Source organism: uncultured Xanthomarina sp. (genome assembly GCF_963971605.1).
GTDB classification, from domain to species: Bacteria; Bacteroidota; Bacteroidia; order Flavobacteriales; family Flavobacteriaceae; genus Xanthomarina; species Xanthomarina gelatinilytica.
The window spans coordinates 16865-41124 of sequence record NZ_CAXATZ010000019.1 but is presented as its reverse complement, the minus strand read 5'-3'; the positions used below and the strand labels follow the sequence as shown (position 1 = coordinate 41124).

At 34.4% G+C, this 24260-nt stretch carries 32 protein-coding genes; 7 read left to right on the top strand and 25 right to left on the bottom strand.

The window, feature by feature from the left end:
- Nucleotides 1-4: 4 nt before the first annotated feature.
- Nucleotides 5-571: a sigma-70 family RNA polymerase sigma factor gene (locus tag AACY93_RS08695; RefSeq protein ID WP_007650418.1), complete on the bottom strand. Its 567-nt coding sequence runs from the start codon at nucleotides 569-571 to the stop codon at nucleotides 5-7.
- 180 nt (nucleotides 572-751) lie between these two features.
- On the opposite strand from AACY93_RS08695, the gene AACY93_RS08690 reads away from it, so the two are divergent.
- From AACY93_RS08690 to AACY93_RS08670, 5 genes are all read left to right on the top strand, one after another.
- The gene (locus tag AACY93_RS08690) at nucleotides 752-1282 is read left to right on the top strand and encodes an outer membrane beta-barrel protein (protein WP_155949942.1); all 531 of its coding nucleotides are present in this window, start codon (nucleotides 752-754) and stop codon (nucleotides 1280-1282) included.
- Between the two features lie 151 nt (nucleotides 1283-1433).
- Nucleotides 1434-2813, top strand: a complete 1380-nt coding sequence (locus tag AACY93_RS08685) for a hypothetical protein (RefSeq protein ID WP_286852656.1) — start codon at nucleotides 1434-1436, stop codon at nucleotides 2811-2813.
- A gap of 154 nt (nucleotides 2814-2967) precedes the next feature.
- Nucleotides 2968-3528 carry a collagen-like protein gene (locus tag AACY93_RS08680; protein WP_155949943.1) on the top strand — a complete coding sequence of 187 codons (561 nt, stop codon included), beginning with the start codon at nucleotides 2968-2970 and terminating at the stop codon, nucleotides 3526-3528.
- Between the two features lie 110 nt (nucleotides 3529-3638).
- Nucleotides 3639-4688, top strand: a complete 1050-nt coding sequence (locus tag AACY93_RS08675; protein WP_007650425.1) for a nucleoid-associated protein — start codon at nucleotides 3639-3641, stop codon at nucleotides 4686-4688.
- A gap of 102 nt (nucleotides 4689-4790) precedes the next feature.
- The gene (locus AACY93_RS08670; protein ID WP_286852657.1) at nucleotides 4791-5597 is read left to right on the top strand and encodes a tryptophan-rich sensory protein; all 807 of its coding nucleotides are present in this window, start codon (nucleotides 4791-4793) and stop codon (nucleotides 5595-5597) included.
- 15 nt (nucleotides 5598-5612) lie between these two features.
- Here AACY93_RS08670 and lipB read toward each other — a convergent pair whose 3' ends face one another.
- A complete protein-coding gene (gene lipB, locus AACY93_RS08665; RefSeq protein ID WP_007650427.1) occupies nucleotides 5613-6329 on the bottom strand; it encodes a lipoyl(octanoyl) transferase LipB in 717 nt (238 codons plus the stop codon).
- A 122-nt stretch (nucleotides 6330-6451) separates the two neighbouring features.
- Complete coding sequence (locus AACY93_RS08660) at nucleotides 6452-6610, bottom strand: YqaE/Pmp3 family membrane protein (RefSeq protein WP_286852658.1); 159 nt, start codon at nucleotides 6608-6610, stop codon at nucleotides 6452-6454.
- 142 nt (nucleotides 6611-6752) lie between these two features.
- Here AACY93_RS08660 and lysS point away from each other — a divergent pair, with 142 nt between their 5' ends.
- Nucleotides 6753-8447 (top strand): lysine--tRNA ligase, encoded by a 1695-nt coding sequence (lysS, locus tag AACY93_RS08655; protein WP_286852659.1) that lies wholly within the window; start codon nucleotides 6753-6755, stop codon nucleotides 8445-8447.
- A gap of 119 nt (nucleotides 8448-8566) precedes the next feature.
- The gene (locus tag AACY93_RS08650) at nucleotides 8567-9097 is read left to right on the top strand and encodes a YceI family protein (protein ID WP_286852660.1); all 531 of its coding nucleotides are present in this window, start codon (nucleotides 8567-8569) and stop codon (nucleotides 9095-9097) included.
- 169 nt (nucleotides 9098-9266) lie between these two features.
- Here AACY93_RS08650 and AACY93_RS08645 read toward each other — a convergent pair whose 3' ends face one another.
- The 22 genes from AACY93_RS08645 to rplE form a co-directional block, all read right to left on the bottom strand.
- A complete protein-coding gene (locus tag AACY93_RS08645; RefSeq protein ID WP_007650432.1) occupies nucleotides 9267-10181 on the bottom strand; it encodes an arginine deiminase family protein in 915 nt (304 codons plus the stop codon).
- 112 nt (nucleotides 10182-10293) lie between these two features.
- Nucleotides 10294-11580 (bottom strand): citrate synthase, encoded by a 1287-nt coding sequence (locus AACY93_RS08640; protein ID WP_286852661.1) that lies wholly within the window; start codon nucleotides 11578-11580, stop codon nucleotides 10294-10296.
- A gap of 185 nt (nucleotides 11581-11765) precedes the next feature.
- The gene (gene eno, locus AACY93_RS08635) at nucleotides 11766-13058 is read right to left on the bottom strand and encodes a phosphopyruvate hydratase (RefSeq protein ID WP_286852662.1); all 1293 of its coding nucleotides are present in this window, start codon (nucleotides 13056-13058) and stop codon (nucleotides 11766-11768) included.
- Between the two features lie 137 nt (nucleotides 13059-13195).
- Nucleotides 13196-14299 carry a glutamine-hydrolyzing carbamoyl-phosphate synthase small subunit gene (gene carA / locus AACY93_RS08630; protein WP_286852663.1) on the bottom strand — a complete coding sequence of 368 codons (1104 nt, stop codon included), beginning with the start codon at nucleotides 14297-14299 and terminating at the stop codon, nucleotides 13196-13198.
- A gap of 78 nt (nucleotides 14300-14377) precedes the next feature.
- Entirely contained in the window at nucleotides 14378-15088 is a 711-nt protein-coding gene (locus AACY93_RS08625) for a hypothetical protein (protein ID WP_286852664.1), read from the bottom strand.
- A gap of 56 nt (nucleotides 15089-15144) precedes the next feature.
- Nucleotides 15145-15843: a hypothetical protein gene (locus AACY93_RS08620; RefSeq protein WP_286852665.1), complete on the bottom strand. Its 699-nt coding sequence runs from the start codon at nucleotides 15841-15843 to the stop codon at nucleotides 15145-15147.
- Between the two features lie 89 nt (nucleotides 15844-15932).
- Nucleotides 15933-16412: a 50S ribosomal protein L17 gene (gene rplQ / locus AACY93_RS08615; protein ID WP_007650438.1), complete on the bottom strand. Its 480-nt coding sequence runs from the start codon at nucleotides 16410-16412 to the stop codon at nucleotides 15933-15935.
- Between the two features lie 61 nt (nucleotides 16413-16473).
- On the bottom strand, nucleotides 16474-17466 hold the full coding sequence (locus AACY93_RS08610) for a DNA-directed RNA polymerase subunit alpha (protein WP_007650439.1): 993 nt from the start codon (nucleotides 17464-17466) through the stop codon (nucleotides 16474-16476).
- Nucleotides 17467-17487: 21 nt separating this feature from the next.
- A complete protein-coding gene (gene rpsD / locus AACY93_RS08605) occupies nucleotides 17488-18093 on the bottom strand; it encodes a 30S ribosomal protein S4 (protein WP_007650440.1) in 606 nt (201 codons plus the stop codon).
- A 170-nt stretch (nucleotides 18094-18263) separates the two neighbouring features.
- A complete protein-coding gene (gene rpsK / locus AACY93_RS08600) occupies nucleotides 18264-18647 on the bottom strand; it encodes a 30S ribosomal protein S11 (RefSeq protein ID WP_007650442.1) in 384 nt (127 codons plus the stop codon).
- A gap of 108 nt (nucleotides 18648-18755) precedes the next feature.
- The gene (gene rpsM / locus AACY93_RS08595) at nucleotides 18756-19130 is read right to left on the bottom strand and encodes a 30S ribosomal protein S13 (RefSeq protein ID WP_007650443.1); all 375 of its coding nucleotides are present in this window, start codon (nucleotides 19128-19130) and stop codon (nucleotides 18756-18758) included.
- Nucleotides 19131-19132: 2 nt separating this feature from the next.
- Nucleotides 19133-19249, bottom strand: coding sequence for a type B 50S ribosomal protein L36 (gene ykgO, locus AACY93_RS08590; RefSeq protein WP_013305171.1), 117 nt, complete (start codon nucleotides 19247-19249; stop codon nucleotides 19133-19135).
- 5 nt (nucleotides 19250-19254) lie between these two features.
- Nucleotides 19255-19470, bottom strand: coding sequence for a translation initiation factor IF-1 (infA, locus tag AACY93_RS08585; protein ID WP_007094967.1), 216 nt, complete (start codon nucleotides 19468-19470; stop codon nucleotides 19255-19257).
- Nucleotides 19471-19482: 12 nt separating this feature from the next.
- Nucleotides 19483-20829: a preprotein translocase subunit SecY gene (gene secY, locus AACY93_RS08580; RefSeq protein WP_007650449.1), complete on the bottom strand. Its 1347-nt coding sequence runs from the start codon at nucleotides 20827-20829 to the stop codon at nucleotides 19483-19485.
- Nucleotides 20830-20843: 14 nt separating this feature from the next.
- Entirely contained in the window at nucleotides 20844-21296 is a 453-nt protein-coding gene (gene rplO, locus AACY93_RS08575) for a 50S ribosomal protein L15 (protein WP_007650451.1), read from the bottom strand.
- A gap of 12 nt (nucleotides 21297-21308) precedes the next feature.
- Nucleotides 21309-21491, bottom strand: a complete 183-nt coding sequence (gene rpmD, locus AACY93_RS08570) for a 50S ribosomal protein L30 (protein ID WP_007650453.1) — start codon at nucleotides 21489-21491, stop codon at nucleotides 21309-21311.
- An 11-nt stretch (nucleotides 21492-21502) separates the two neighbouring features.
- Nucleotides 21503-22027, bottom strand: a complete 525-nt coding sequence (rpsE, locus tag AACY93_RS08565; protein WP_007650455.1) for a 30S ribosomal protein S5 — start codon at nucleotides 22025-22027, stop codon at nucleotides 21503-21505.
- A 6-nt stretch (nucleotides 22028-22033) separates the two neighbouring features.
- Complete coding sequence (gene rplR / locus AACY93_RS08560; protein ID WP_007650456.1) at nucleotides 22034-22390, bottom strand: 50S ribosomal protein L18; 357 nt, start codon at nucleotides 22388-22390, stop codon at nucleotides 22034-22036.
- Between the two features lie 10 nt (nucleotides 22391-22400).
- Nucleotides 22401-22943, bottom strand: coding sequence for a 50S ribosomal protein L6 (gene rplF, locus AACY93_RS08555; protein ID WP_286852667.1), 543 nt, complete (start codon nucleotides 22941-22943; stop codon nucleotides 22401-22403).
- Nucleotides 22944-22960: 17 nt separating this feature from the next.
- Nucleotides 22961-23359 (bottom strand): 30S ribosomal protein S8, encoded by a 399-nt coding sequence (rpsH, locus tag AACY93_RS08550; protein WP_007650459.1) that lies wholly within the window; start codon nucleotides 23357-23359, stop codon nucleotides 22961-22963.
- Nucleotides 23360-23433: 74 nt separating this feature from the next.
- A complete protein-coding gene (rpsN, locus tag AACY93_RS08545; RefSeq protein WP_286852668.1) occupies nucleotides 23434-23703 on the bottom strand; it encodes a 30S ribosomal protein S14 in 270 nt (89 codons plus the stop codon).
- 3 nt (nucleotides 23704-23706) lie between these two features.
- A complete protein-coding gene (rplE, locus tag AACY93_RS08540) occupies nucleotides 23707-24258 on the bottom strand; it encodes a 50S ribosomal protein L5 (protein WP_007650462.1) in 552 nt (183 codons plus the stop codon).
- Nucleotides 24259-24260 lie beyond the last annotated feature (2 nt).

The window sequence follows — 24260 nt, the reverse complement described above, 5'->3', positions numbered from 1 at the left end:
ATTGTTAATTGCTATTAATTCGTTCCTTTAAGGTTTTCATACATCTGGATTTAGCACTTTTAACCACATTTTCACTGGTATATTCACTAGTTTCTATAATGTCTTTAATGGTAAATCCTCTGTAATAGAATAAGGTTAACAATTCCTGACATTTTTTTCCTAAGGTTGCAAAATGCTTTTTCAACAAAACTTGTTCTGTTGTTAGGGCTTCCTGATCTAAATCCAGGTTCATATCTTCAAGTTCTTCTTTTTCTCTAATAAGGGACAAATCGAAATCTGGATTTATAGTCTTCTTATTCTTTTTCATTTTATCAAAAATTAAATACTTTCCTATACTAAATAAGTAGGTAGTTATAGAACTTGTAAATTCTTCCACTTTGCCTTGCATCACATTATTATAGAAAATAATATAGGCATCTTGATAGACATCTATGGTATCTTCTTGGGACAGATGATACTTTTTGGCAAAATTTATAAAATGGTTCCTATTGTCTTCATAAACCCGTTTAAAGAGCAATTCGGAGCCTTTTTTTAAATCTTCAACAGTTATGTTCTCTTGAACTCTATGCATTTAATATCCTAAATTATAAAAGGTTAACACGATGCTGCTAAATTAACTTTTTTTAAGCAGAAGCCATTCATTTTTAAAAGAGTTATCAATAATTGTATGTTTTCCAGTGTTGAATGTTAACCTTTCTGTTTATACAATATTAAAAAGAAAAACATCAATAACTTAAAAACATTTAAAAACATGAAACTACTTAATTTCAAATCCTTCAACAACACAAAAAATCTACTTATGTATGCAGCAATCCTATTGTTTGGATTACAAACCCAGGCACAAATAGCCCTTGGTGGCGGATTGGCTTATAACGAAAAGGTTTCAGGTCCTGGAATTACACTTAAAGCAGAGTTCAACATTACGGAACAAATTGCTATTGCACCTGGAGGAACTTACTTTTTTGGAAATAGCTTATATGGCTACAACCAAAATATTTTAGCTGTAGATGTAAATGCCCATTACTTTTTCAACATTATTGATGACAAGCTAAAAATTTATCCGTTGCTAGGTGTCAATTATTCCAACTACAAAACAGGCGCGTATTATTATGGGTATTATTACGATACTTATGAGGTAAGCGATAACGCTTTTGGTGCCAATATTGGAGCTGGTGGCAAATGGGCTTTCTCCGAAAAGCTAAGTGTTTACCTAGAACCAAAATACATTGTAAGCGATTACGAACAAATAGTGGTAAATGCTGGCATTCTATTCCAAATTTAAAGAAACCGACTCTGCATTTGTTAACCTAATTATTTTATTTGAATCTGTCTTCAGGGGAAAAGCCAAAAACCATTTTTTGGCTTTTTTTCATTGCTATGTTAACCTTTTTAAAAACAACTCATTAAATAGCAAACCTTTAAAAAACAATACGATGAAATATTTAAAAAACAACAAACAAAGCTTTAATCTAGGCTTTATGTTCAAAACATTGTTCATGGTGTTAATAGGAATAATTATTTTTTCCTGTGACACAGACGATACACCAAGTGAAGAAAACAATCCTCCTGGTGAAATAACAGGATATTCCAATATTAAAAATACACAATGGAGAGATAACATTGGACAGGAATTTGAAGTGGAAGGAATTTTAGTGGAAGAAAACGGCATTGCTAAACTATTAATCGATAAAAACGATTATTATATAGATGGTCTTATTAACGAAATCAACTACATCTATATAGATAAAGTTTCAAGCTTGGATAATTCCTTGAATTTCGCAGAGTATTTTGGAAAAAAAGTGAAAATTAAAGGAACCTGTGAAGAAAATGAAGACAATACCATTCAAGTTTCTTCGCAATTAATTGGAGACATTTCTTTGGCAACCATTGTCATTAGCGATCTAACCAATATTCAGATTATCAATCCAAATATCATTATTCAAAGACCTCCAATAATTTCTATCTGTCAAATTTACCCACAAATCTGCGAGTTCCCAGTCTTTCAGAACAATAAAACAGCTTTGTTATATAGTGGAGGCATTAATTCTAGTTATGCTTATAAAAGATATTGGAACGATTTAAAATTAATGTATACCATTTTAAGGGACAAAGGCTATCCAGAAAACAAAATACGCGTAGTCTATAAAAATGGTGTTGGTGAGGACAGCGAAATCCCTGTGCATTATGCTGCCAACCAAACAGGTCTGGATGAAGCTTTTAGCTACTTAAACGAGTATACAAATAGTGCCACCAAATTCTTTTTAATGATGAATAACCATGGAGGAGGCAAAGATAATTTTGGACGCCCAAGCACTGGTGTGTTCGATGCTGATGGTGATGATAATAGAGGAAGTATTTCTGACAATACAGACGAACAATATTTTTATTATAATTCCTCTACGGCATTAACCGACGATTACTTAGCAACAAAAATTAATGAACTTGGTTTTGGTTCTATGATAGCTGTTGTAAAACCTTGTTACAGCGGTGGCGTTATTTGGGATTTTAGAGGGCCTAACAGGGTTATTATGACCTCTGGAACAGAATTTCAGGTTACCTACTCTCATACCTCTGGTTTATATGGCGAGTTTACCTATCATTTTTTTGCTGCTGTTACAGGACAAGACCCAATAACTGGAGCAACTGTTAATGCCGATTTGAACAGCGATGGACAAGTGTCCATGTACGAAGCTCAAAAATACATTCTTGCAAACGATGCTAGACCTGAGCAACCTCAATACGAAGACGACAATGATGGTGTTGGCACCTCATCACCTAGTGCTTCTGGTTTTGGAGCAACAACATTCTTATAATGGAAATTTAAACCTTAAAAAACCGAAAAGAATGCTTTTCGGTTTTTTTCCATTTCCATGTTAACCTTTCAAAAAAACAAACATAAATACCATATAACTATTAATTATAAATTTTAAAATCATGAAAACAATTTCAAAAACAATTCAAAAAACAATGTCAAAATCTAAGTACGTACTCATGGCTATATTGGTCGCTTTTAGTGTTTCCTGTTCTCCAGAAGATGGTGAGGATGGTGCTGTAGGACCAGCAGGTCCTCAAGGCCCAGCTGGCACAGATGGCAATGCCAATGTTATAAGCTCTGGTTGGATAGAATATGATGAAGCAGTTTGGTCTCCTTTAACTGATGAATTTAGCATAGACTATAGAAACTATCCAATAACAGTACCTGACATTTCTCAAGATATTGTTGACAATGGAGTAGTTCTCGTTTATACGCGTTTTGTAATAAGTAATACAGACACATTTATACTTCCTTTTTCAGCTAATATTACTGGTGGAGAACAAACATTAAGTTTTCAAATAGAGCTTAATGACTTAACTATTAAAATGCGAAATGTAAGTGGCGCTGGAGATCCTGGCACCTTTGGAGGTCCTGGAATAGCTGAATATAGATATGTAATCATACCAGCTAATGCTACTGGAAGATTAGGAAATACAGATTTATCTAAAATGTCCTACAAGGAAGTTATGGAGTTGTTTGATTTAAAGCCTTAATCTTTAAATATATTTTCTAAAAACCGAAGCTAATCCCTTCGGTTTTTTTATGAACATCGCTTAGCTGTTTCTAACAAAATGCTTAGTATTGCAGTCTCAATATTCAGACCATGATTTCACGTAAAAACGCCTCCATATCCAAATGTATCATCCATAAAGTGGGTAACAAGCACAACAACACCAAAAATGCTTTTTCAGAAAAAGAAGTGCATTTCGACGAAGCCAGTTACGAGCTGATGTTGCCGTTTTTATTAAGGCCTTTTGGATCTGTGGTGCAATCTTACAGGTTTAACCATCATGCCGATATTTCCTTAAACGAAATAAACACCTACAGTTCACAACTGTTTTCTGAAGATGATGCCTTTGTTGAAACCTCCAAACACATCGTGAAACATTTGTTCGAGCAATCCAATTCGGCACAAATAAAAACTGGCGATGTGCTTATTGTCATGTTTGAAGGTATTGAATTCAACGAAATAACCACCAATGCCTTAGGGATTTTTAAAATAGAAAACAAGGTCAATTTCTTTCAAACCTATTTGGAAAACAATAGTTATGATGTGTTGGTACAAAAAGGCATCAGCTCTAAAAAAGTGGATAAAGCCTGTTTAATTTTAAACCAAACAGATGCCGAAGGACCCATTGTACTTAGTGCAGACAACAACAATTACGATGCGCAATATTGGACCAATCATTTTTTGAACATCAAATATGCAGACGATGCCAACAACCACACCCAACAATACATTGAGTTATGTAAGGATTTTTCTGAAGACATTTTAAAAATATCTTATGGCAACCAAGAGCAAAGTACGTTTTTAGCAAAAACCATCGATTTTTTCAAAGAAAACGAAACTGTAAATATTGAACGCTTTAAAGACGAAATTTTTGAAGAAGACAAACACAAAACCCTATTTGACGATTACAAAAAAACCTTTGAAAGCGAACAGGACATCCTTATTAGAAATCAATTTGATGTGGCTGAAGCTGTAGTGAAAAAAGAGAAGAAAAAAATTAAAACCGAAATTAAACTGGATACCAACATTCAAATTAAATTGGATATCGATGCTCCTGACGCATCCAGTGAATACCTGGAACGTGGTTACGACGATGAGAAAAAAATGCACTATTACAAAGTGTATTTCAATGCAGAAGGGTAATGCCTATTACGTTTTAATATCTAATAGTTCTTAATTAAAAATAGATTAATTGTTTATTCAGTGTCAAAATTGTAACTTAGGTTGAAACATGTATACCTAATTATGAAAAAAACATTGCAAATAAGTAACGGGTTGGCTCTTTTGGCAACCATATTCATTAATTATCTATCAAACACAGGAAAGATTAACAATACCACTATTGGCGAAGTTTCAAATCAGTATAATTCCTTATTTACTCCTGCTGGCTACGCATTCTCCATATGGGGTTTTATCTATTTGCTATTATTGGGTTTTATCGTGTATCTAGGCAGAAGCTTGTTTGTAAAAACATCCTCCAACCACGACTTTATTTTAAAAACAGGTTGGTGGTTTGTTATTTCCTGCATTGCCAATAGCGCTTGGGTGTTTAGTTGGCTGTATGAGTATACAGGGCTTTCTTGTATTTTTATATTTATATTACTGTTTGCACTTTTAAAAATTGTTTTAAACAATGCCATGGAACTTTGGGATGCTCCCATAACGACTATTGTTTTTGTTTGGTGGCCTTTTACGTTTTATAGTGGCTGGGTTACTGTAGCGAGTATTGCTAATGTTTCCTCTTATTTAGTAAAAATTAATTGGAATGGTTTTGGGGTATCAGACGTAACCTGGACCCTCATCATGATTGGTATTGCAACGCTAATAAATTTATGGGTTACCTGGAAACGTAACATGCGTGAATTTGCACTTGTTGGAGCTTGGGCCTTAATAGCCATTGCTGTAGCTAATAAAGACACACATACCAGTATTTTTTATATGGCTATAATAACCGCTATTATTATAATTATTAGCAGTTCGGTTCATGGGTATAAAAACAAAGCTACAAGCCCACTTATTAAATACAAGCAATATAAAGTAAGTAAAGTGTAGAAAACTAAAAAAATATTAACATTTGCTTTCTGAACAAGCCAATTCTGCTTCAAACAATACAGTAAAATGCTTTAACAGCTTGTTTTTTACCTCAACCTCATCAACTTCTTTTTTACCAAGCTCTACATGTAAAGATGTTACAGCTTTTCCACGAATCCCACAAGGGATCATATGGTCAAAATAACCTAGATTGGCATTGACGTTTAAGGCGAAACCATGCATGGTTACCCATCTGCTGGCACGAACTCCCATAGCACATATTTTTCTGGCAAAAGGGGTTCCCACATCCAACCAAACACCAGTTTCCCCTTTACTTCGTTCGGCTTTCAAGCCATATTCTGCTAAAGTTAAAATAATCATTTCTTCAAGTAATCGAAGATATTTATGAATATCCGTAAAAAAGTTTTCCAAATCCAAAATAGGATAGCCCACTATTTGTCCTGGACCATGATAGGTTATATCTCCACCTCTATTCACTTTGTAAAAACTGGCTCCTTTTGCTTCAAGCTGCTCTTCGTTAATAAGCAAATTGCTCATGTCGCCACTTTTTCCAAGTGTGTACACATGTGGATGCTCTACAAATAAAAAGTAATTGGTCGTTTCCAGGTTGGCATTTTCCCTCCGGTTCTTAACCTTCGTATCTACAATCTCTTTAAACAATGACTCTTGATAGTCCCAAGTCTCTTTATAATCCTTACTTCCTAAATCCTGAAGTTGTATGCGCTTATTCATAGACAGCAAAATTACGATAATTTCTTCTGAATTTCGATTTAGAGTTTATTGTTTATTCCTAAGAAATTCGCAAAAAACACACATAGGGAAGCTTTGATATCTTTATTAAAAGCAACAGAATTCTAGTTTCTTGGGTTGTTCAAAATCACCAAGGCCGCAATAACCCCTGGTACCCATCCACAAAGCCATAATAAAAATACAATTAGAATAGACCCACAGCCTTTATCTATTACAGCCAAAGGAGGGCAAAAAATGGAAAGCAAAACACGCCAAAAACTCATGATGGATTATTTTAAATGATTGATGTACTTATTTGTCAACAAACATACTGTTTTGTTACAAACAATTTCCAATATAATAAATTGATATCCTAACTTATAGTATTTATCTTTGTAGCTTCAAAAAAACACAATTACATTATATATGTCGCAATTATCAGAACAAGAATTAGTACGAAGAGACAAACTCGCCAAATTACGCGAGTTGGGCATCAACCCCTATCCAGCAGATTTATTCCCATACACGCACACGTCCAAACAGGTAAAACAGGATTTTGCAGAAGATAAAAAAGTAGTGGTTGCAGGAAGGTTGATGTCACGTAGAATTCAAGGTAATGCCAGCTTTGCAGAACTTCAAGATAGCGAAGGCAGGATACAGGTCTACTTTAACAGAGACGAAATTTGTTCTGGTGAAGACAAAACCAAATACAATACCGTTTATAAAAAACTTTTGGATATTGGTGATTTTATTGGTGTTGAAGGTGAATTATTCACAACCAAAGTGGGCGAAAAAACCGTAAAGGTGAAAGATTTCAAACTTCTTAGTAAAGCCCTTAAACCTTTACCTTTACCTAGAACAGATTCCGATGGCAATGTACACGATGCCTTTACAGATCCAGAGTTGCGTTTTAGACAACGATATGCCGATTTAGTGGTAAATCCTCACGTAAAGGAAGTCTTTGTGAAAAGGACCAAGCTTTTTAATGCCATGCGGGATTTCTTTAACCAAGCTGGATATTTTGAAGTAGAAACCCCTATCCTGCAACCCATTCCTGGTGGTGCAGCAGCAAGACCTTTTGTAACACACCATAATAGTTTGGATATTCCATTATACATGCGAATTGCCAATGAATTATATTTAAAACGTCTTATAGTTGGTGGGTTTGAAGGTGTATACGAGTTTTCTAAAAATTTCCGAAATGAAGGGATGGACAAAACACATAATCCAGAATTTACAGCCATGGAAATATACGTAGCCTACAAAGATTACAACTGGATGATGGATTTTTGCGAACAACTCTTGGAACATTGCGCCTTGGCAGTAAACGGAACTACCAAAGCCACCTTTGGCAAACACGAAATAGATTTTAAAGCCCCTTACGCTAGGGTTACCATGGCCGATTCCATTAAGCATTTTACTGGGTTCGATATCACTGGTAAAACAGAAGAACAAATAAGACAAGCTGCCAAAGACCTAGGTGTTGAAGTAGATGAAACCATGGGTAAAGGAAAACTTATTGATGAAATATTTGGTGAAAAATGTGAAGGCAACTACATCCAACCAACCTTTATTACCGACTATCCAAAAGAAATGAGCCCTTTGTGTAAAGAACACAGGGACAATCCAGAATTAACCGAGCGTTTTGAACTTATGGTTTGTGGTAAGGAAATTGCCAATGCTTATTCAGAATTGAACGACCCAATAGACCAACGTGAACGGTTTGAGCACCAATTAAAACTGGCTGCCAAAGGAGACGACGAAGCTACCGAATTTATTGATTACGATTTCCTTCGTGCCCTGGAATATGGCATGCCTCCAACCTCAGGAATGGGAATTGGTATGGATAGATTAATAATGTTTTTAACAAACAATCAATCTATTCAAGAAGTGCTTTTCTTCCCTCAAATGAGACCAGAAAAAAAAGCCATAGAAATGACCGAAGACGAAAAAACTGTTTTCAAACTTCTAAAAACCTCCTCACCAATAGATCTAAACACTTTAAAAGCAAAATCTGGTTTAAGCAATAAAAAATGGGATAAATCCATAAAAGGCCTCACAAAAAACAAACTTGCTAAAGTTGAAAAAACAGACGAAGGCTTAATGGTTGAAGCTATATAAGACAACTTTTAACGTAATTATAAGTCAAGGAACTACAGAAATGTAGTTCCTTTTTTTTATTTTTAAGGAAATGAAAACGTTTTTGCAACGACTTAACAAACATTAAAAAACTTGACGTTATGAAAATTTTAAAAAGTATATTTTTGGTTTGCCTTCTTTTGTCCACAACCTATGCTGTTCAAGCACAAAACATAGATTCAGATAAATCGGTCGTTGATTTTAAAATATCTGGAGGTGGTATTTTTACTGTAAAAGGTACTTTTACAGGTATGCAAGGGGAATTCAAGTTTAATGAATCGGATGTTTCCAATTCTAATTTTGACATTTGTATTGAATCCAAAACCTTAAATACCAAAAACGAAAAGCGCGATACCCATTTACATTCTGCTGATTTTTTTGAGGTAGAAAAGTATCCCACTATTTGTTACAAATCATCTTCTGTTTCCAAAACCAGCGATGGTTATCAAACCACAGGTGAGATGACCATTCATGGTGTTACCAAAACCGTGACTATTCCTTTTACATTTAAAAACAATACATTTATAGGCGAATTGGAAATCAATCGTTTTGACTATAAAATTGGTGAGGACTTTGGCACTATACGCGTTGGCGAAACTGCTAAAGTGACCATTACCTGTAAAGTCAAGTAGCAAATTCTATTCTTGCTCTAGTATCTGTCATAAAACTAAAAAAGTGTCATTCTGAATTTATTTCAGAATCTTAAGTAAGCTTTTATCCTTTTTAGAATCTGAAACAAGTTCAGATTGACAATAATTCATCGTTCAAGAGAACTGCTTCAATAGAATGAACGAATTTAAATTAATCCCGAATCAAAGGTAGCGTCGAGCATCGCAAAAGACCTTCCTGTTTGGCTATTTCAGCATAAGGCACTTCTTCAACGGTAAAGCCATTGCTTCTTAACCAAGCGTTTAATCTGGTAAAATTCTTTTCAGAAACAACCACATCTTCAGCTATGGAAAACACATTGCTGTTCATATGGTACATTTCTTCCCTGGTTATATGGAACAAGTTCTCTTTTCCAAACAAATCAACCAAATACATATAATCGCTTTCTTCCCGGAAACCACTTTTATAGATAATGCCTTTATTTTTCCCTACGGGTTGGAAACAGCAATCCAAATGCAAGGCATTGTCCCTTGGTTCAATTTTGGATTTCACCAAATCGAATTCCTTCACAATTTTATGTGGAAACAAATCCTTGATATACTGCACACCTTCCATATTGGTTCTGGCAGTTATATAGTTCTTATAGTCACTACCTTTATAGGTACCAATAAAAATATGGTTGTTCCAAAGCATGACATCTCCACCTTCTATATGAACCTCTTCTGGAGGTCTTACCACTTTTTTTGGATCTATTTGGTCTATAACATACTGAATAGCATCCAATTCTTCTTCTCTATTTGGAAGAATATTCGCTTTTACAAAAACATCGTCAATAACAAATGCTATGTCCCTTGTAAAAATTTGGTTACAGTCTTTTATCAATTCTGGTCTGTACACTTTAATGTTGTACTTCTCGAATACCTTTGCAACTGCTTCCATTTCCTTGACCATGTCTGCTTCCACAGGATAGGTTCCTGCTTTAATATGTTCTAAAGATTTTGGGTCGTAAGCTTGCTCTTCGGTTGGTGTGGGACCATTACTAACTGCAGTGCCTAAAACTACGGCTCTTAATCTAGATGTTTCGTTGGTTACGTTTAGTTTTATCATAGTATTACAAACCTAATTAATTTATTTTTGACTTCTATTTTTGATGTTTTTTTAAATATAAAAAAAAGCTCCATTAATAAAAATGAAGCTTTTAACTATTATGTTTATTTAATTAACGCTTATCAATAGTTTTAAAGGACCTTAAAGTTTCCCCTACATAAATCTGTCTAGGACGACCAATAGGTTCGTTGTTCAATCTCATTTCTCTCCATTGAGCAATCCAACCTGGTAAACGACCCAAAGCAAACATTACAGTAAACATATCTGTTGGGATGCCCATGGCCCTGTAAATAATTCCAGAATAGAAATCTACGTTTGGATATAATTTTCTGTCTACAAAATAAGGATCCTTTAAAGCTTCTTGTTCTAAAGCTTTTGCTATGTTTAATATAGGATCTTCAACACCCAAATCGTTTAAAATTTCGTCTGCAGCCTTTTTGATGATTTTGGCTCTTGGATCGAAATTTTTGTATACTCTATGTCCAAAGCCCATCAATCTAAACGGATCTTCTTTATCTTTTGCTTTGGCCATATATTTTTCAGTGTCTCCACCATCTTCCTTTATGGCTTCAAGCATTTCCAATACAGCTTGATTGGCACCTCCATGAAGTGGTCCCCAAAGGGCTGATATACCTGTAGAAAGGGAAGCAAACAAACCAACATGGGATGAACCTGCAATTCTTACAGTAGAGGTAGAACAGTTTTGTTCGTGATCTGCATGAAGTATCAATAACTTATCCAAGGCGTTTATAACAATTGGATTGAAAAGATAATCTTCGTTTGGCTGTTTAAACATCATTTTTAAGATGTTTTCCACATAGCCTAAATTTTTATCGCCATAATCCAATGGCAGACCATTCTTTTTTCTAAAAGTCCAAGCTACCAATACTGGAAATTTACCCAATATTTTCACAATGGCTTTGTACATGTCTTCTTCAGAGTTAACATTTACCGAAGAAGGGTTGAAAGCAGTTAATGCACTAGTTAAAGAAGCAATAACTCCCATTGGGTGAGCCGATTTTGGAAAAGCATCCACAATCTTTCTTACATCTTCATCTACAACAGATTGCGCCTTAATATCTGCATGAAATTTTTCCAACTGTTCTTTAGTTGGCAATTCCCCAAAGATTAAAAGAAATGCAACTTCCAGGAAATTGGCTTTTTCGGCAAGCTCTTCAATAGAATATCCTCTGTATCTTAAAATTCCTTTTTCTCCATCTAAAAACGTTATGGCACTTTCGCAAGACCCTGTGTTTTTATAACCTGGATCTAAAGTAATAACACCTTCTGTGCTGTTTCTTAAGTTTTTGATATCTATGGCAACCTCATTTTCAGTTCCTTCTATTATGGGAAATTCATAAGTTTTACCTTTAATTTCTATTGTAGCTTTATCTGACATATATTGTAAAAAATTAATGTATTTTGTTGTACTTTTTAACTTCACGAATTTACAAAATATATAACGATTTATAAAGCACTTAACAAAGGTTTTACTAATAAAAATATTAGAAAAATCAATAGTAAAACAAAAGCGATTATCCAGATACGGATAATCGCTTTAAATAAAATTTAATTTAAAGGGAGCTACTTCACTTTAAATGCTTTTTTTCCTGGATAGTAAGCCACATCTTCCAATTCTTCCTCAATGCGCAACAACTGGTTGTATTTAGACATTCTATCACTACGTGATGCCGAACCTGTTTTTATTTGCCCACAATTTAAAGCCACGGCTAAATCTGCAATGGTATTATCTTCCGTTTCACCAGAACGATGAGACATGACAGAAGTATAACCTGCATTGTGAGCCATATTTACAGCAGCAATGGTTTCGGAAAGTGTTCCTATTTGGTTTACTTTAATTAAAATGGAATTGGCAATGTTATTTTCTATGCCTTTGGACAAACGTTCCACATTTGTTACAAACAAATCGTCGCCAACCAATTGTACTTTATCTCCAATTTTTTCGGTTAAATACTTCCAACCTTCCCAATCGTTTTCATCCATACCATCTTCTATGGAGATGATTGGGTATTTAGAGGTTAGTTCAGCTAAATAATCGGCTTGTTCTTTGCTGGTCCTTACTTGTCCTTTATCACCTTCAAATTTAGTGTAATCGTATTTACCATCGATATAAAATTCAGCCGAAGCACAATCCAACGCAATCATGATATCATCGCCTAAAGTGTATCCTGCCTGTTCCACAGCTTTTTTAATGGTATCCAGTGCGTCTTCTGTTCCACCAGCCAAATTTGGGGCAAATCCACCTTCATCCCCTACTGCAGTGCTTAAGTTTCTATCGTGTAATACGTTTTTTAAATGATGAAAAATTTCTGTTCCCATTTGCATGGCATGAGTGAAATTTTTGGCTTTTACAGGCATAATCATAAACTCCTGAAAAGCGATAGGAGCATCGCTATGCGAACCTCCATTGATGATGTTCATCATAGGCACAGGAAGTGTGTTGGCACTAACGCCTCCAACATATCTGTAAAGCGGTATACCTAATTCGTTTGCTGCAGCTTTTGCTACAGCTAAAGAAACACCCAAAATAGCATTGGCCCCTAATTTTGATTTGTTGGGCGTACCATCCAAATCCCTCATGGTTTTATCTATAAGGTTCTGTTCAAACACAGAGGTTCCAAGCAATTCCTGAGCAATAATGGTATTCACGTTTTCTACAGCTTTTAAAACCCCTTTACCCATATAAGAGTTTCCTCCATCACGTAATTCTACAGCTTCATGTTCTCCGGTTGAAGCCCCAGATGGCACAGCAGCTCTTCCCATAATGCCGTTTTCGGTTACCACATCTACTTCTACAGTTGGGTTTCCTCTGGAATCTAAAATTTGTCTTGCGTGAATGTTAATAATAATGCTCATCTCAAATAGTTTAAAATTAGTTGTTTATTTATAAAACCTACAAGTCCCGATGTTTTAAGTTTGAGATCCTGTAGGTTAAGCTAAAAAATTTTAGTTAAAAACCTCAAGGAAGTAAATCTTCTTTGAGGTTTTTTTGATTATTTGTTTTTAATGTTTTCTATAAACTGATCGAACAGATAGGAAGAATCGTGTGGTCCAGGGCTTGCTTCGGGATGATATTGTACCGAAAAGCAATTTTTATTTTTCATGCGAATTCCAGCCACTGTATGATCGTTTAAATGAACGTGTGTTATTTCTATGTCTGAATGGTTTTCTGCTTCTTCCCTATTAATGGCAAAGCCGTGATTTTGTGATGTAATTTCACCTTTACCTGTTATTAGGTTTTTAACCGGATGATTTATGCCTCTATGCCCATGATGCATTTTGTAAGTGGAAATTCCGTTTGCCAAAGCAATGACTTGATGTCCCAAACAGATGCCAAATAAAGGCAAGTTTTTCTCTATAATCTGTTTTGCCAACGTTTGTGCTTCTTTTAAAGGTTCTGGATCTCCAGGTCCATTGGATAAAAAATATCCATCTGGATTAAAGGCACTCATATCTTCAAAAGTGGCATTGTAAGGAAACACTTTTATATAGGCATCCCGTTTGGCTAAATTTCTTAGTATGTTTGTTTTAATCCCTATATCTAAAGCTGCTATTTTATAAGTTGCATTTTCATTCCCATAAAAATATGGTTCTTTGGTGGATACCTGTGAAGCCAGTTCCAAACCATTCATATCAGGAACTTGAGCCAGTTCTTTTTTAAGGCCTTCAATGTTGTTAACGTCTGTAGAAATTACAGCGTTCATGGCACCATTATCCCTTATGTAGCTTACCAAAGCTCTGGTGTCCACATCGGAAATGGCAAATAAATCGTGTTTGTTTAAAAATGTTTCCAAAGATGCATCTGCAGCATCACGAGAATACTGGTAACTAAAATTTTTACAAATTAAACCAGAAATTTTAATGGAATTGGATTCCACTTCGTCCTCATGTGTTCCGTAATTACCAATGTGAGCATTGGTAGTTACCATGAGTTGACCAAAATAAGAAGGATCTGTAAAAATTTCTTGATAACCAGTCATGCCTGTATTAAAGCATACCTCGCCAAAGGCTGTACCAGATTTTCCTACAGCTTTACCATGAAAAATGGTTCCGTCTGCTAGTAAAATAATGGCTTTGTCTCGTTTGTTGTATTTCATGATTAAAAAAGTTTTGCAAAATTGCATAAAAAAAAGGATAAACTAAAATGTTTATCCTTTTTTATGATTTCTTTTTTATTAAAGGGAATCGTAATAGGTAAAGATCTTAATCAAGTCTTCTTCAGATTCATAATCCAATTTATTGTCTTTTACAAAAGTGCTAATCTCGTTTTTCTTATCAGAAAATGTTTTCAAAATGTGTTTCTTTTTAAGTTTTAATTCTTCTAAGTTTGAATCATTCTTAGAATAAAAATATGTTGAAATTCGGGTAAGGACATCAGGAGTTGTTTCTTGGGTCAATGGATTTAAAACCCCTTTGACTATATGTAATTCGGGCACCTTAAACAGCGAGACTTTATTTAATTCCAATATGGGCTCAAAGAAACCTGCTTCACGTGTTTTTGGATTGTACATTTTAATGAAGGTTTCAGTAGAGGTGTAAACCATTTTAACCTTTTCATTGTTGAAAATAAATAGGGTATCACCTAAGGTTTCCGTTTCAAACCTATTCTCTTTTAGATTAAAGTTTATATTTTTTAGTTTGAGTTCTTTACCGTTTGAGAAAATAATTTTGGAAGTCCTTTCCCAAGTATCATATAAATATCTTGAACCATCTTCCTTATTGTACAGCCTCTTTTGGAAAGCTTCATCTGGAAACATATCTGCAGTAGTAACTGTTCTACTTGTCTGGAACTTTGCGGAGCTGCTGGAAAGTGAACTTCGCATGTTTTGAGAAAAACAAGGTGTTAACATAAAAGCACTAAACATGTAAAATAAGAAAAGCTTCATAAATAATTGTTTTAATTAAATATAAAGCTTTTTTAGTAATTAAAAAACTCTTAACCTTAAAGAGTGTTATAATGTTTTAAAATGTTTTTAAGGTCATTAATATCTTTAAAGCTTAAATTATTGTCTTTAGCGTATTGTTTAATGACATCTTTTTTATCTGCATCAATCAATTTTAAGACAGCAGATTTTTTAAGTTTGGTTTCTTTAAGGGTTTCTCCATCCTTTGTGTAATAGTACTTTTCTTTATGTACCATTTGATCGTCTGAAACTTTTTGCTGAGTCATTGGGTTAAAACTTGCTTCAACAATTTCTATTTCATGTTTTCTTAAAATAGAGATGGGTTTTGTAGCTGCCAATTCTTCAAAAAAGGAATTTCTTTGGAATTCAGGATCTAGATAACGTTTAAAGGTTCTTCCTTCTATCATTACTTTTTTAATATTTTTTGGATTGAATGCAAAAACTGAATCTTCAGAAAATTTAGCTTCAAAACGCTCTAATTGTATGTTATAATTAAGTGATTTTAACCTATAAGCTTTATCTTGCATAAAAATTACGGCGTCATCATTGTTCCAAGATTCAAATAAATAAGGAGTTCCTTTTAGCTTCGTGCTTTTTGGAGCACTGGAAATCCAAAGTCCGTTGTTAGACAACATTCTGCTTGCGTTTGTTAAACTGTTTGCAGACACATCTGAAGATGCTTGAGAAAATGAAAAGTTAACTGATAATGCCAGTATAAAAACCAAAAATTTGTTCATTGTATAAAATTTAGGCTGCAAATATAAAAAAAGGATAGACTTATTGGGTCTATCCTTATTATATTAACATTAATTAACAGAAATTTTAACTATTCTTCTTCGTTTGAAGCTTTAGTTTCTGTTACAGGAGCTTTAGCTTCGGTTGATTTAGAACCACCTCTTCTACTTCTTCTGGTTGTTTTCTTCTTAGCTTTGTCTGCATTGTAAATTTCATTGTAATCTACAAGTTCAATCATTGCCATATCAGCGTTATCACCTAAACGGTTACCAAGTTTAATAATTCTTGTGTATCCTCCTGGTCTGTCTCCTACTTTAGGGGCAACATCTCTAAATAATTCTGCAACAGCTTCTTTTTGTCTTAAACGAGACATAACAATACGTCTGTTATGTGTTGTGTCTTCTTTAGATTTTGTTACTAAAGGCTCCACAAATTGTTTTAAAGCTTTAGCTTTAGCTACTGTTGTGTTAATACGCTTGTGTTCAATTAAGGAACAAGCCATATTGGCCAACATTGATTTTCTGTGAGCTGTTTTTCTCCCTAAGTGGTTTGTTTTTTTTCCGTGTCTCATGACATTTTGTTTTAATCACCATCTTGCTACAACCCTTTATAGAGGAGCAAAATATGATGTATTAATCTTTATCTAATTTATATTTTGAAAGATCCATTCCAAAGTTTAATCCTTTCACATTAACAAGCTCTTCAAGCTCTGTTAAGGATTTTTTACCAAAGTTACGGAACTTCATTAAGTCGTTTTTGTTAAAAGATACTAAATCTCCTAAGGTATCTACTTCAGCAGCTTTTAAACAGTTAAGCGCACGAACAGACAGATCCATATCAACCAATTTGGTTTTTAATAGTTGTCTCATGTGAAGGGATTCTTCATCATAAGTTTCTGTTTGAGCTATCTCATCAGCTTCAAGGGTTATTCTTTCATCAGAGAACAACATGAAGTGATGGATTAATGTTTTTGCAGCTTCTGTTAAAGCATCTTGAGGTGTGATGGAACCGTCAGTAATGATTTCGAAAACCAATTTTTCGTAATCTGTTTTTTGTTCCACACGATAGTTCTCAATGCTGTACTTAACATTTTTTATAGGTGTGTAAATTGAATCTGTAAAGATGGTTCCTATAGGAGCAGAAGCTTTTTTGTTTTCTTCTGCTGGAACGTAACCTCTACCTTTTTCAATAGTAATTTCCATATTGATATTTACTTTAGGATCTAAATTACAGATTACAAGCTCTGAATTTAATATTTGGAATCCTGAAATAAATTTTTGAAAATCACCAGCTGTTATTTGATTTTGTCCTGAAAGAGATATTGAAACAGATTCGCTGTCCACATCTTCTATTTGTCTTTTAAAACGTACTTGTTTTAAGTTTAAAATAATTTCAGTAACATCTTCAACAACGCCAGCAATAGTAGAAAATTCATGATCTACACCTTCAATTCTAACCGAAGTGATTGCAAATCCTTCTAAAGAAGAAAGTAAAACTCTCCTTAGAGCATTTCCAACTGTTAATCCGTAACCAGGTTCTAAAGGACGAAATTCGAATTTTCCTTCAAAATCGGTTGAATCAATCATGATTACTTTGTCGGGCTTTTGAAAATTAAATACTGCCATATTTGCGATTTGTATCAGTTATTATTTAGAGTATAATTCGACGATGAATTGTTCGTTTATGTTTTCTGGAATTTGAATTCTAGCAGGTACAGAAACAAAAGTACCTTCTTTCTTTTCGGTATTCCAAGTAATCCATTCGTAAACTTGGCTTGAATTTGATAAAGATTTATCGATAGCTTCAAGCGATTTTGATTTTTCTCTTACAGCAACAACATCTCCAGGTTTTAGGTGGTAAGATGGGATATTTACAATTTCTCCGTTTACTGTAATGTGTCTGTGGGACACTAGTTGTCTAGCACCATTTCTTGAAGGGGATATTCCCATTCTAAAAACAACGTTGTCCAATCTGGACTCACATAATTGTAACAATACTTCCCCTGTAATTCCAGGAGCAGCAGTTGCTTTTTTAAACATGTTTCTGAATTGCTTTTCCAACACACCATAAGTGTATTTTGCTTTTTGCTTTTCCATTAACTGGATTGCATATTCAGATTTTTTTCCACGACGCTTGTTTGCACCATGTTGACCTGGAGGATAGTTTCTTTTCTCAAAAGACTTATCTTCTCCATAAATAGCTTCACCAAACTTACGAGCTATTTTAGTTTTAGGACCAGTATATCTTGCCATATTAAATTTGTTATGAGAGTGGTTATGAATTAAGGTCTTAATCTTATCCTTCGATAACCGTTATCCTCTCGTTGATACTTGTTTATTATTTTTTAAGAGTGCAAATTTACACATAAAAAATTAATATCAACCATTAAAAACAGTTGATATTAATTCTTTGGTATGCTTGCTTATACTCTTCTACGTTTTGGAGGACGACATCCATTATGTGGCAATGGAGTAACATCTATAATTTCTGTTACTTCAATACCTGCGTTATGAATGGAACGTATTGCAGATTCTCTACCGTTACCAGGACCTTTTACGTATACTTTTACTTTCTTTAAGCCTGCTTCCTGTGCTACAGCAGCAGCATCTTCAGCAGCTAATTGAGCAGCATAAGGTGTGTTCTTTTTAGAACCTCTGAATCCCATTTTTCCAGCAGAAGACCATGCGATCACGTCTCCTTTTTTGTTTGTAAGCGAAATGATAATGTTATTGAAAGATGCTGTTACGTGAGCTTCACCTATTGCATCAACAATTACTTTACGCTTTTTAGTACTTGACTTTGCCATATTATTTTTAGATTTCTAGTTGTTAGTTTTTAGTTGTTAGAATCCTAAACATTGCTATTTCAAACAGATTCATCTAACGTCTAAACTCTAATGACTAATGTCTTTTAATTATTTAGTTGCCATTTTTTTGTTAGCAACAGTTTTCCTTCTACCTTTTCTAGTTCTAGAGTTGTTTTTTGTACGTTGTCCTCTTAATGGAAGACCAGCTCTATGACGAATACCTCTGTAACAACCAATATCCATTAATCGCTTAATGTTCATTTGTGTTTCAGAACGTAATTCTCCTTCAATAGTAAAAGAACCAACAGCCTCACGAATATTACTTATTTCGTCGTCTGTCCAATCTTGAACTTTTGTACTTTCATCCACTTTAGCTTGGGCTAAAATGTCTTTTGCTCTACTTTTACCTATTCCATAGATATAAGTTAGGGAGATAACTCCTCTTTTGTTTTTTGGTATGTCTACACCTGCAATTCTTGCCATAACTACCCTTGTCTTTGTTTGAATCTAGGATTCTTTTTGTTAATTACGTAAAGTCTACCTTTTCTACGCACGATTTTACAATCTGCACTTCTTTTTTTAACTGATGCTCTTACTTTCATCTCTGTTAGTATCTATAAGTTATTCTAGCCTTAGTTAAATCGTAAGGACTCATTTCTAATTTTACTTTGTCTCCTGGTAATAATTTTATGTAATGCATACGCATTTTACCAGATATATGCGCTGTCACTATGTGACCATTTTCTAGTTCAACACGAAACATGGCATTGGATAATGCTTCTATTATTGTTCCGTCTTGTTCTATTGCTGCTTGTTTTGCCATAGTATTGATATATTAAGCTACTGCTTTTCTATTTTTACCTGTTTTCATCAAGCCGTCGTAATGTCTATTCAACAAGTAAGAGTTTACTTGTTGCATAGTATCTATTGCAACTCCAACCATAATTAATAGTGAGGTTCCACCAAAAAATAAGGCCCATCCAGATTGTACATTCATTAGCTTTACTATAATGGCTGGGAACACAGCTATTAAGGCTAGGAATATAGATCCTGGTAATGTTATTTGAGACATTATTTTATCTAAATATTCTGAAGTTTCAGAACCTGGACGTATGCCAGGAATAAAACCACCACTACGTTTTAAATCGTCTGCCATTTTGTTTGTAGGCACTGTGATTGCTGTATAAAAGTATGTAAATACTATAATTAATAAAGCAAAAACTAAGTTGTACCAAAAACCAAATATATCAGCAAAATTTGTTGACATCCATTGTCCTGCACTAGTGTCTTTCAAAAATGAGGACTGACCTATTAAACTTGGCACGAACATAATGGCTTGTGCAAAGATAATTGGCATTACTCCAGATGCATTTAGTTTTAATGGTAAAAACTGTCTGGATCCCATTACGTTTTTCTCGTAACCACCAGAAGCAGTTCTTCTTGCATACTGTACCGCTATTTTTCTAACTGCCATAACCAGCATAACTGAGGCTAAGATAATAACCAACCAGATAACCAATTCAAAAAGAATCAACATCACGTTGTTTCCTTCTAGCCTGGAAGATGCGTTTTGTAAAAATGCTTTTGGCAAGGTTGCAATAATTCCAACCATAATTAATAAAGAGATTCCGTTACCAATACCTTTATCGGTAATTTTCTCTCCTAACCACATAGCAAAGATACAGCCTGTAACTAAAATAACTATTGATGAAAAATAGAATAACCCTCCAGTACCCAATAAAAAGGCACTTTGTGGAATACCAAATGCTGTTGGCAAACTTGCTAAATATCCTGGCGCCTGCACCAAACAGATGGCAATGGTTAACCAACGTGTAATTTGTGTGATTTTCTTTTGGCCACTGGCTCCTTCTTTTTGCAGTTTCTGTAAATAAGGAATAGCTATTCCCATTAACTGAACCACAATGGAAGCAGAGATATATGGCATGATTCCTAAAGCAAAAACAGAAGCGTTAGCAAAAGCTCCTCCTGTAAATGCATTTAACAAACCTAATAAACCAGACTCTGTGTTGCTCTGTAAATTTTCCAATTGAGCTGCATCAATACCTGGTAAAACCACTTGTGCGCCAAAACGATAAACTAATAACAGACCAAGGGTTAAAATGATTCTGTTTCTTAATTCCTCTATTTTCCAAACATTCTTTAGTGTCTCTATAAATTTCATGCGCTTGTTTGTGATTATAAAGTTACAGTTTCTCCTCCTGCAGCTTCAATCGCAGCTTTTGCTGAAGCGGTAAACTTATGAGCAGATACCTTTAATTTAGCTTTTAACTCGCCTCTTCCCATAATTTTAACTAGATCGTTTTTTCCAGCTAATCTTAGAGCTACAAGGGTATCGAAATCTAAAGTATCTTTAATTTTCTTTTCGTCTACTAATTGTTGTAAAGTATCTAAGTTTACACCTTGATATTCTACTCTGTTGATGTTAGTAAAGCCAAATTTAGGTACACGTCTTTGAAGAGGCATTTGCCCTCCTTCAAATCCAATTTTCTTTGAATATCCAGAACGGGATTTTGCTCCTTTGTGGCCACGAGTTGCCGTTCCACCTTTTCCAGAACCTTGTCCACGTCCTATTCGTTTACCTTGACTTTTAACTGAACCTTCTGCAGGTTTTAAATTACTTAAATCCATTTCAGTATCTTATTATTTTGTTTCTTCTACAGAAACTAAATGTTTAACTTTATTAACCATACCAAGGATGTTTGGTGTGGCATCATGTTCTACGACTTGTCCAATCTTTTTAAGACCAAGAGCTTCAAGAATTCTTTTTTGTCTTAACGTACGATTGATTGCGCTTTTAACTTTTTTTACTTTTATTTTTGCCATCGTTTCCTGTATTATCCTTTAAAAACTTTTTCTAGCGATATACCTCTATCACGTGCAATAGTGTTTGCATTTCTTAGTTGTAATAAAGCATCGAAAGTAGCTTTAACTACGTTATGAGGGTTTGATGAACCTTGTGATTTTGATAACACGTCGTGAACACCTACTGCTTCCAACACTGTTCTTACAGCACCACCAGCAATAACACCTGTACCAGGAGCTGCAGGAATAATGTTTACTCTTGCTCCTCCATATTTACCTTTTTGTTCGTGTGGTAAGGATCTTTTTACTAAAGGAATACGTACTAAATTTTTCTTAGCATCTTCAACAGCTTTTGCTATTGCACTTGCTACGTCTTTAGATTTTCCTAAACCGTGACCTACAACACCTGCTTCATCTCCAACAACTACTATTGCCGAAAACCCAAATGCTCTACCACCTTTAGTTACTTTTGTAACTCTTTGTACACCAACCAAACGATCTTTAAGATCCAATCCACTTGGTTTTACTAACTCTGCGCTTTTGTATTTCTGATACATAATTTCTTAGAATTTAAGTCCTGCTTCTCTAGCTCCTTCGGCTAATGATTTAACTCTACCATGATATTGGTATCCACCTCTATCAAAAGAAATGGTTTCCACACCTGCCTTAAGGGCTTTTTCAGCTACTGCTTTACCTACTAAAGCTGCTATTTCAGTTTTAGTACCTTTTGCAGAACTAATGTCTTTATCTCTAGAAGATGCTGCACTAATGGTTTTACCAGATACATCATCTATTACTTGAGCATATATTTCTTTATTGCTTCTAAAAACAGATAATCTTGGTCTAGCCTCAGTTCCTGAAACTATTTTACGAACTCTGCTTTTAATTCTTAATCGTCTTTCGTTCTTTGTTAATGCCATAACTTAATTATTAAGCTGATTTACCTGCTTTTCTTCTTAATACTTCTCCTACAAACTTAACTCCTTTACCTTTGTAAGGCTCTGGTGGTCTAAAACCACGTATTTTAGCTGCTACTTGACCAACTAATTGTTTGTCTGATGAAGTTAATTTTACTATTGGATTTTTTCCTTTTTCTGAAATTGTCTCCACTTGTACTTCAGGAGCTATATCTAAAACAATGTTATGAGAAAATCCTAACGCTAAGTCTAACTTTTGTCCTTGGTTTGATGCTCTATAACCAACACCTACCAATTCTAATTGCTTTGTCCATCCTGTAGATACGCCTTTAATCATGTTATTGATAAGGGATCTATAAAGTCCATGCTTTGCTTTGTGTACTTTAGAATCTGAAGGACGCTCTACAAATACATTTCCATCTTCAACTTTAATTGCAACATCAGAAAATTCTTGAGTCAATTCTCCTAATTTTCCTTTAACTGTAACAATGTTATCGTTAATATCAACTGTAATTCCTGCTGGAATTGCTACTGGGTTATTACCTATTCTTGACATTTCTTATTCGCTTTTAATTAGTAAACGTAACAAAGTACTTCGCCACCTACATTTTCCCTTTGTGCTTGTTTACCTGTCATTACTCCATGAGAAGTAGAAACAATGGCAATACCAAGACCGTTTAAAATTCTAGGTAGTTCTTTTGAACTTGCATACTTACGTAAACCTGGTTTACTTATTCTTTGAATCTTTTTAATTACAGGTTCTTTGGTCTCTTTATTGTACTTAAGGGCTATCTTAATGGTCCCTTGTACAGAGTTGTCCTCAAATTTGTAACTTAAAATATATCCTTGTTCGAATAATATTTTAGTAATTTCCTTTTTTAAATTAGATGCTGGAATCTCAACCACTCTGTGGTTGGCTCGAACAGCATTTCTAATTCTAGTCAAATAATCCGCTATTGGATCTGTATTCATAGTTATTAAATTTCGAAATCGGTTTTTAACTCTTTTTGTTAAACCTAATTCCCGTTTATAATTCTTTTATAATATTACCAGCTTGCCTTTTTAACTCCAGGTATTAAACCTTGGTTAGCCATTTCCCTGAACATAACACGAGAAATACCAAAGGTTCTCATGTAACCTCTTGGTCTTCCTGTTAACTTGCAACGGTTGTGCATGCGTACAGGAGAAGCATTTTTTGGTAACTTTTGTAATGCTTCGTAATCTCCAGCTTCTTTTAAAGCTTTACGTTTCTCAGCATATTTTGCTACTGTTTTTGCTCTTTTTACCTCACGGGCTTTCATTGATTCTTTAGCCATATCTTAATTCTTTTGAAAAGGTAATCCTAATTCTGTTAATAATGATTTTGCTTCCTTATCTGTTTCTGCTGAGGTAACAAATGTAATATCCATTCCAGAAATTTTGTTTACCTTATCGATATCGATTTCTGGGAAGATAATTTGTTCTGTAATTCCTAAATTATAATTACCTCTACCATCGAATCCTGTGGCTTTAATTCCATTAAAGTCTCTTACTCGTGGTAATGCTGAAGTAATTAAACGATCTAAAAATTCGTACATTCTTTCACCACGTAAAGTTACTTTGGCGCCAATTGGCATACCTTTACGTAATTTGAATGATGCAACGTCTTTTTTAGAGATGGTTGCAACGGTCTTTTGTCCAGTTATAGTTGTTAATTCTTCCACAGCGTGGTCAATTAACTTTTTATCGGCAACTGCTGCTCCAACTCCTTTAGATACTACTATCTTTTGAAGTTTAGGCACTTGCATGATGTTTTTATAACCAAATTCGTCTGTAAGAGCTGCAGTTATTCTGCTTTTGTACTCTTCTTTAAGTCTAGGTGTATATGCCATAA

What these genes read in the sequence shown, in the direction of transcription:
- rpmD (WP_007650453.1), bottom strand. Translation starts at nt 21,491, where the DNA reads ATGGCAAAAATAAAAGTAAAAAAAGTTAAAAGCGCAATCAATCGTACG.
- ykgO (WP_013305171.1), bottom strand. Translation starts at nt 19,249, where the DNA reads ATGAAAGTAAGAGCATCAGTTAAAAAAAGAAGTGCAGATTGTAAAATC.
- rplF (WP_286852667.1), bottom strand. Translation starts at nt 22,943, where the DNA reads ATGTCAAGAATAGGTAATAACCCAGTAGCAATTCCAGCAGGAATTACA.
- AACY93_RS08650 (WP_286852660.1), top strand. Translation starts at nt 8,567, where the DNA reads ATGAAAATTTTAAAAAGTATATTTTTGGTTTGCCTTCTTTTGTCCACA.
- AACY93_RS08685 (WP_286852656.1), top strand. Translation starts at nt 1,434, where the DNA reads ATGAAATATTTAAAAAACAACAAACAAAGCTTTAATCTAGGCTTTATG.
- AACY93_RS08610 (WP_007650439.1), bottom strand. Translation starts at nt 17,466, where the DNA reads ATGGCAGTATTTAATTTTCAAAAGCCCGACAAAGTAATCATGATTGAT.
- AACY93_RS08675 (WP_007650425.1), top strand. Translation starts at nt 3,639, where the DNA reads ATGATTTCACGTAAAAACGCCTCCATATCCAAATGTATCATCCATAAA.
- AACY93_RS08640 (WP_286852661.1), bottom strand. Translation starts at nt 11,580, where the DNA reads ATGTCAGATAAAGCTACAATAGAAATTAAAGGTAAAACTTATGAATTT.
- secY (WP_007650449.1), bottom strand. Translation starts at nt 20,829, where the DNA reads ATGAAATTTATAGAGACACTAAAGAATGTTTGGAAAATAGAGGAATTA.
- rpsM (WP_007650443.1), bottom strand. Translation starts at nt 19,130, where the DNA reads ATGGCAAGAATTGCAGGTGTAGACATACCAAAAAACAAAAGAGGAGTT.
- rplR (WP_007650456.1), bottom strand. Translation starts at nt 22,390, where the DNA reads ATGGCATTAACAAAGAACGAAAGACGATTAAGAATTAAAAGCAGAGTT.
- carA (WP_286852663.1), bottom strand. Translation starts at nt 14,299, where the DNA reads ATGAAATACAACAAACGAGACAAAGCCATTATTTTACTAGCAGACGGA.
- AACY93_RS08695 (WP_007650418.1), bottom strand. Translation starts at nt 571, where the DNA reads ATGCATAGAGTTCAAGAGAACATAACTGTTGAAGATTTAAAAAAAGGC.
- eno (WP_286852662.1), bottom strand. Translation starts at nt 13,058, where the DNA reads ATGAGCATTATTATTAACATTCACGCAAGACAAATTTTAGATTCCAGA.
- rplO (WP_007650451.1), bottom strand. Translation starts at nt 21,296, where the DNA reads ATGGATTTAAGTAATTTAAAACCTGCAGAAGGTTCAGTTAAAAGTCAA.
- rplQ (WP_007650438.1), bottom strand. Translation starts at nt 16,412, where the DNA reads ATGAGACACGGAAAAAAAACAAACCACTTAGGGAGAAAAACAGCTCAC.
- AACY93_RS08690 (WP_155949942.1), top strand. Translation starts at nt 752, where the DNA reads ATGAAACTACTTAATTTCAAATCCTTCAACAACACAAAAAATCTACTT.
- lipB (WP_007650427.1), bottom strand. Translation starts at nt 6,329, where the DNA reads ATGAATAAGCGCATACAACTTCAGGATTTAGGAAGTAAGGATTATAAA.
- AACY93_RS08660 (WP_286852658.1), bottom strand. Translation starts at nt 6,610, where the DNA reads ATGAGTTTTTGGCGTGTTTTGCTTTCCATTTTTTGCCCTCCTTTGGCT.
- rpsN (WP_286852668.1), bottom strand. Translation starts at nt 23,703, where the DNA reads ATGGCTAAAGAATCAATGAAAGCCCGTGAGGTAAAAAGAGCAAAAACA.
- rpsD (WP_007650440.1), bottom strand. Translation starts at nt 18,093, where the DNA reads ATGGCAAGATATACTGGTCCTAAAACTAAAATAGCTCGTAAGTTTGGT.
- rplE (WP_007650462.1), bottom strand. Translation starts at nt 24,258, where the DNA reads ATGGCATATACACCTAGACTTAAAGAAGAGTACAAAAGCAGAATAACT.
- AACY93_RS08620 (WP_286852665.1), bottom strand. Translation starts at nt 15,843, where the DNA reads ATGAACAAATTTTTGGTTTTTATACTGGCATTATCAGTTAACTTTTCA.
- rpsH (WP_007650459.1), bottom strand. Translation starts at nt 23,359, where the DNA reads ATGAATACAGATCCAATAGCGGATTATTTGACTAGAATTAGAAATGCT.
- infA (WP_007094967.1), bottom strand. Translation starts at nt 19,470, where the DNA reads ATGGCAAAACAAGCAGCAATAGAACAAGACGGAACAATAATAGAAGCA.
- rpsE (WP_007650455.1), bottom strand. Translation starts at nt 22,027, where the DNA reads ATGTATCAGAAATACAAAAGCGCAGAGTTAGTAAAACCAAGTGGATTG.
- rpsK (WP_007650442.1), bottom strand. Translation starts at nt 18,647, where the DNA reads ATGGCAAAGTCAAGTACTAAAAAGCGTAAAGTAATTGTTGATGCAATA.
- AACY93_RS08645 (WP_007650432.1), bottom strand. Translation starts at nt 10,181, where the DNA reads ATGATAAAACTAAACGTAACCAACGAAACATCTAGATTAAGAGCCGTA.
- AACY93_RS08680 (WP_155949943.1), top strand. Translation starts at nt 2,968, where the DNA reads ATGTCAAAATCTAAGTACGTACTCATGGCTATATTGGTCGCTTTTAGT.
- AACY93_RS08670 (WP_286852657.1), top strand. Translation starts at nt 4,791, where the DNA reads ATGAAAAAAACATTGCAAATAAGTAACGGGTTGGCTCTTTTGGCAACC.
- lysS (WP_286852659.1), top strand. Translation starts at nt 6,753, where the DNA reads ATGTCGCAATTATCAGAACAAGAATTAGTACGAAGAGACAAACTCGCC.
- AACY93_RS08625 (WP_286852664.1), bottom strand. Translation starts at nt 15,088, where the DNA reads ATGAAGCTTTTCTTATTTTACATGTTTAGTGCTTTTATGTTAACACCT.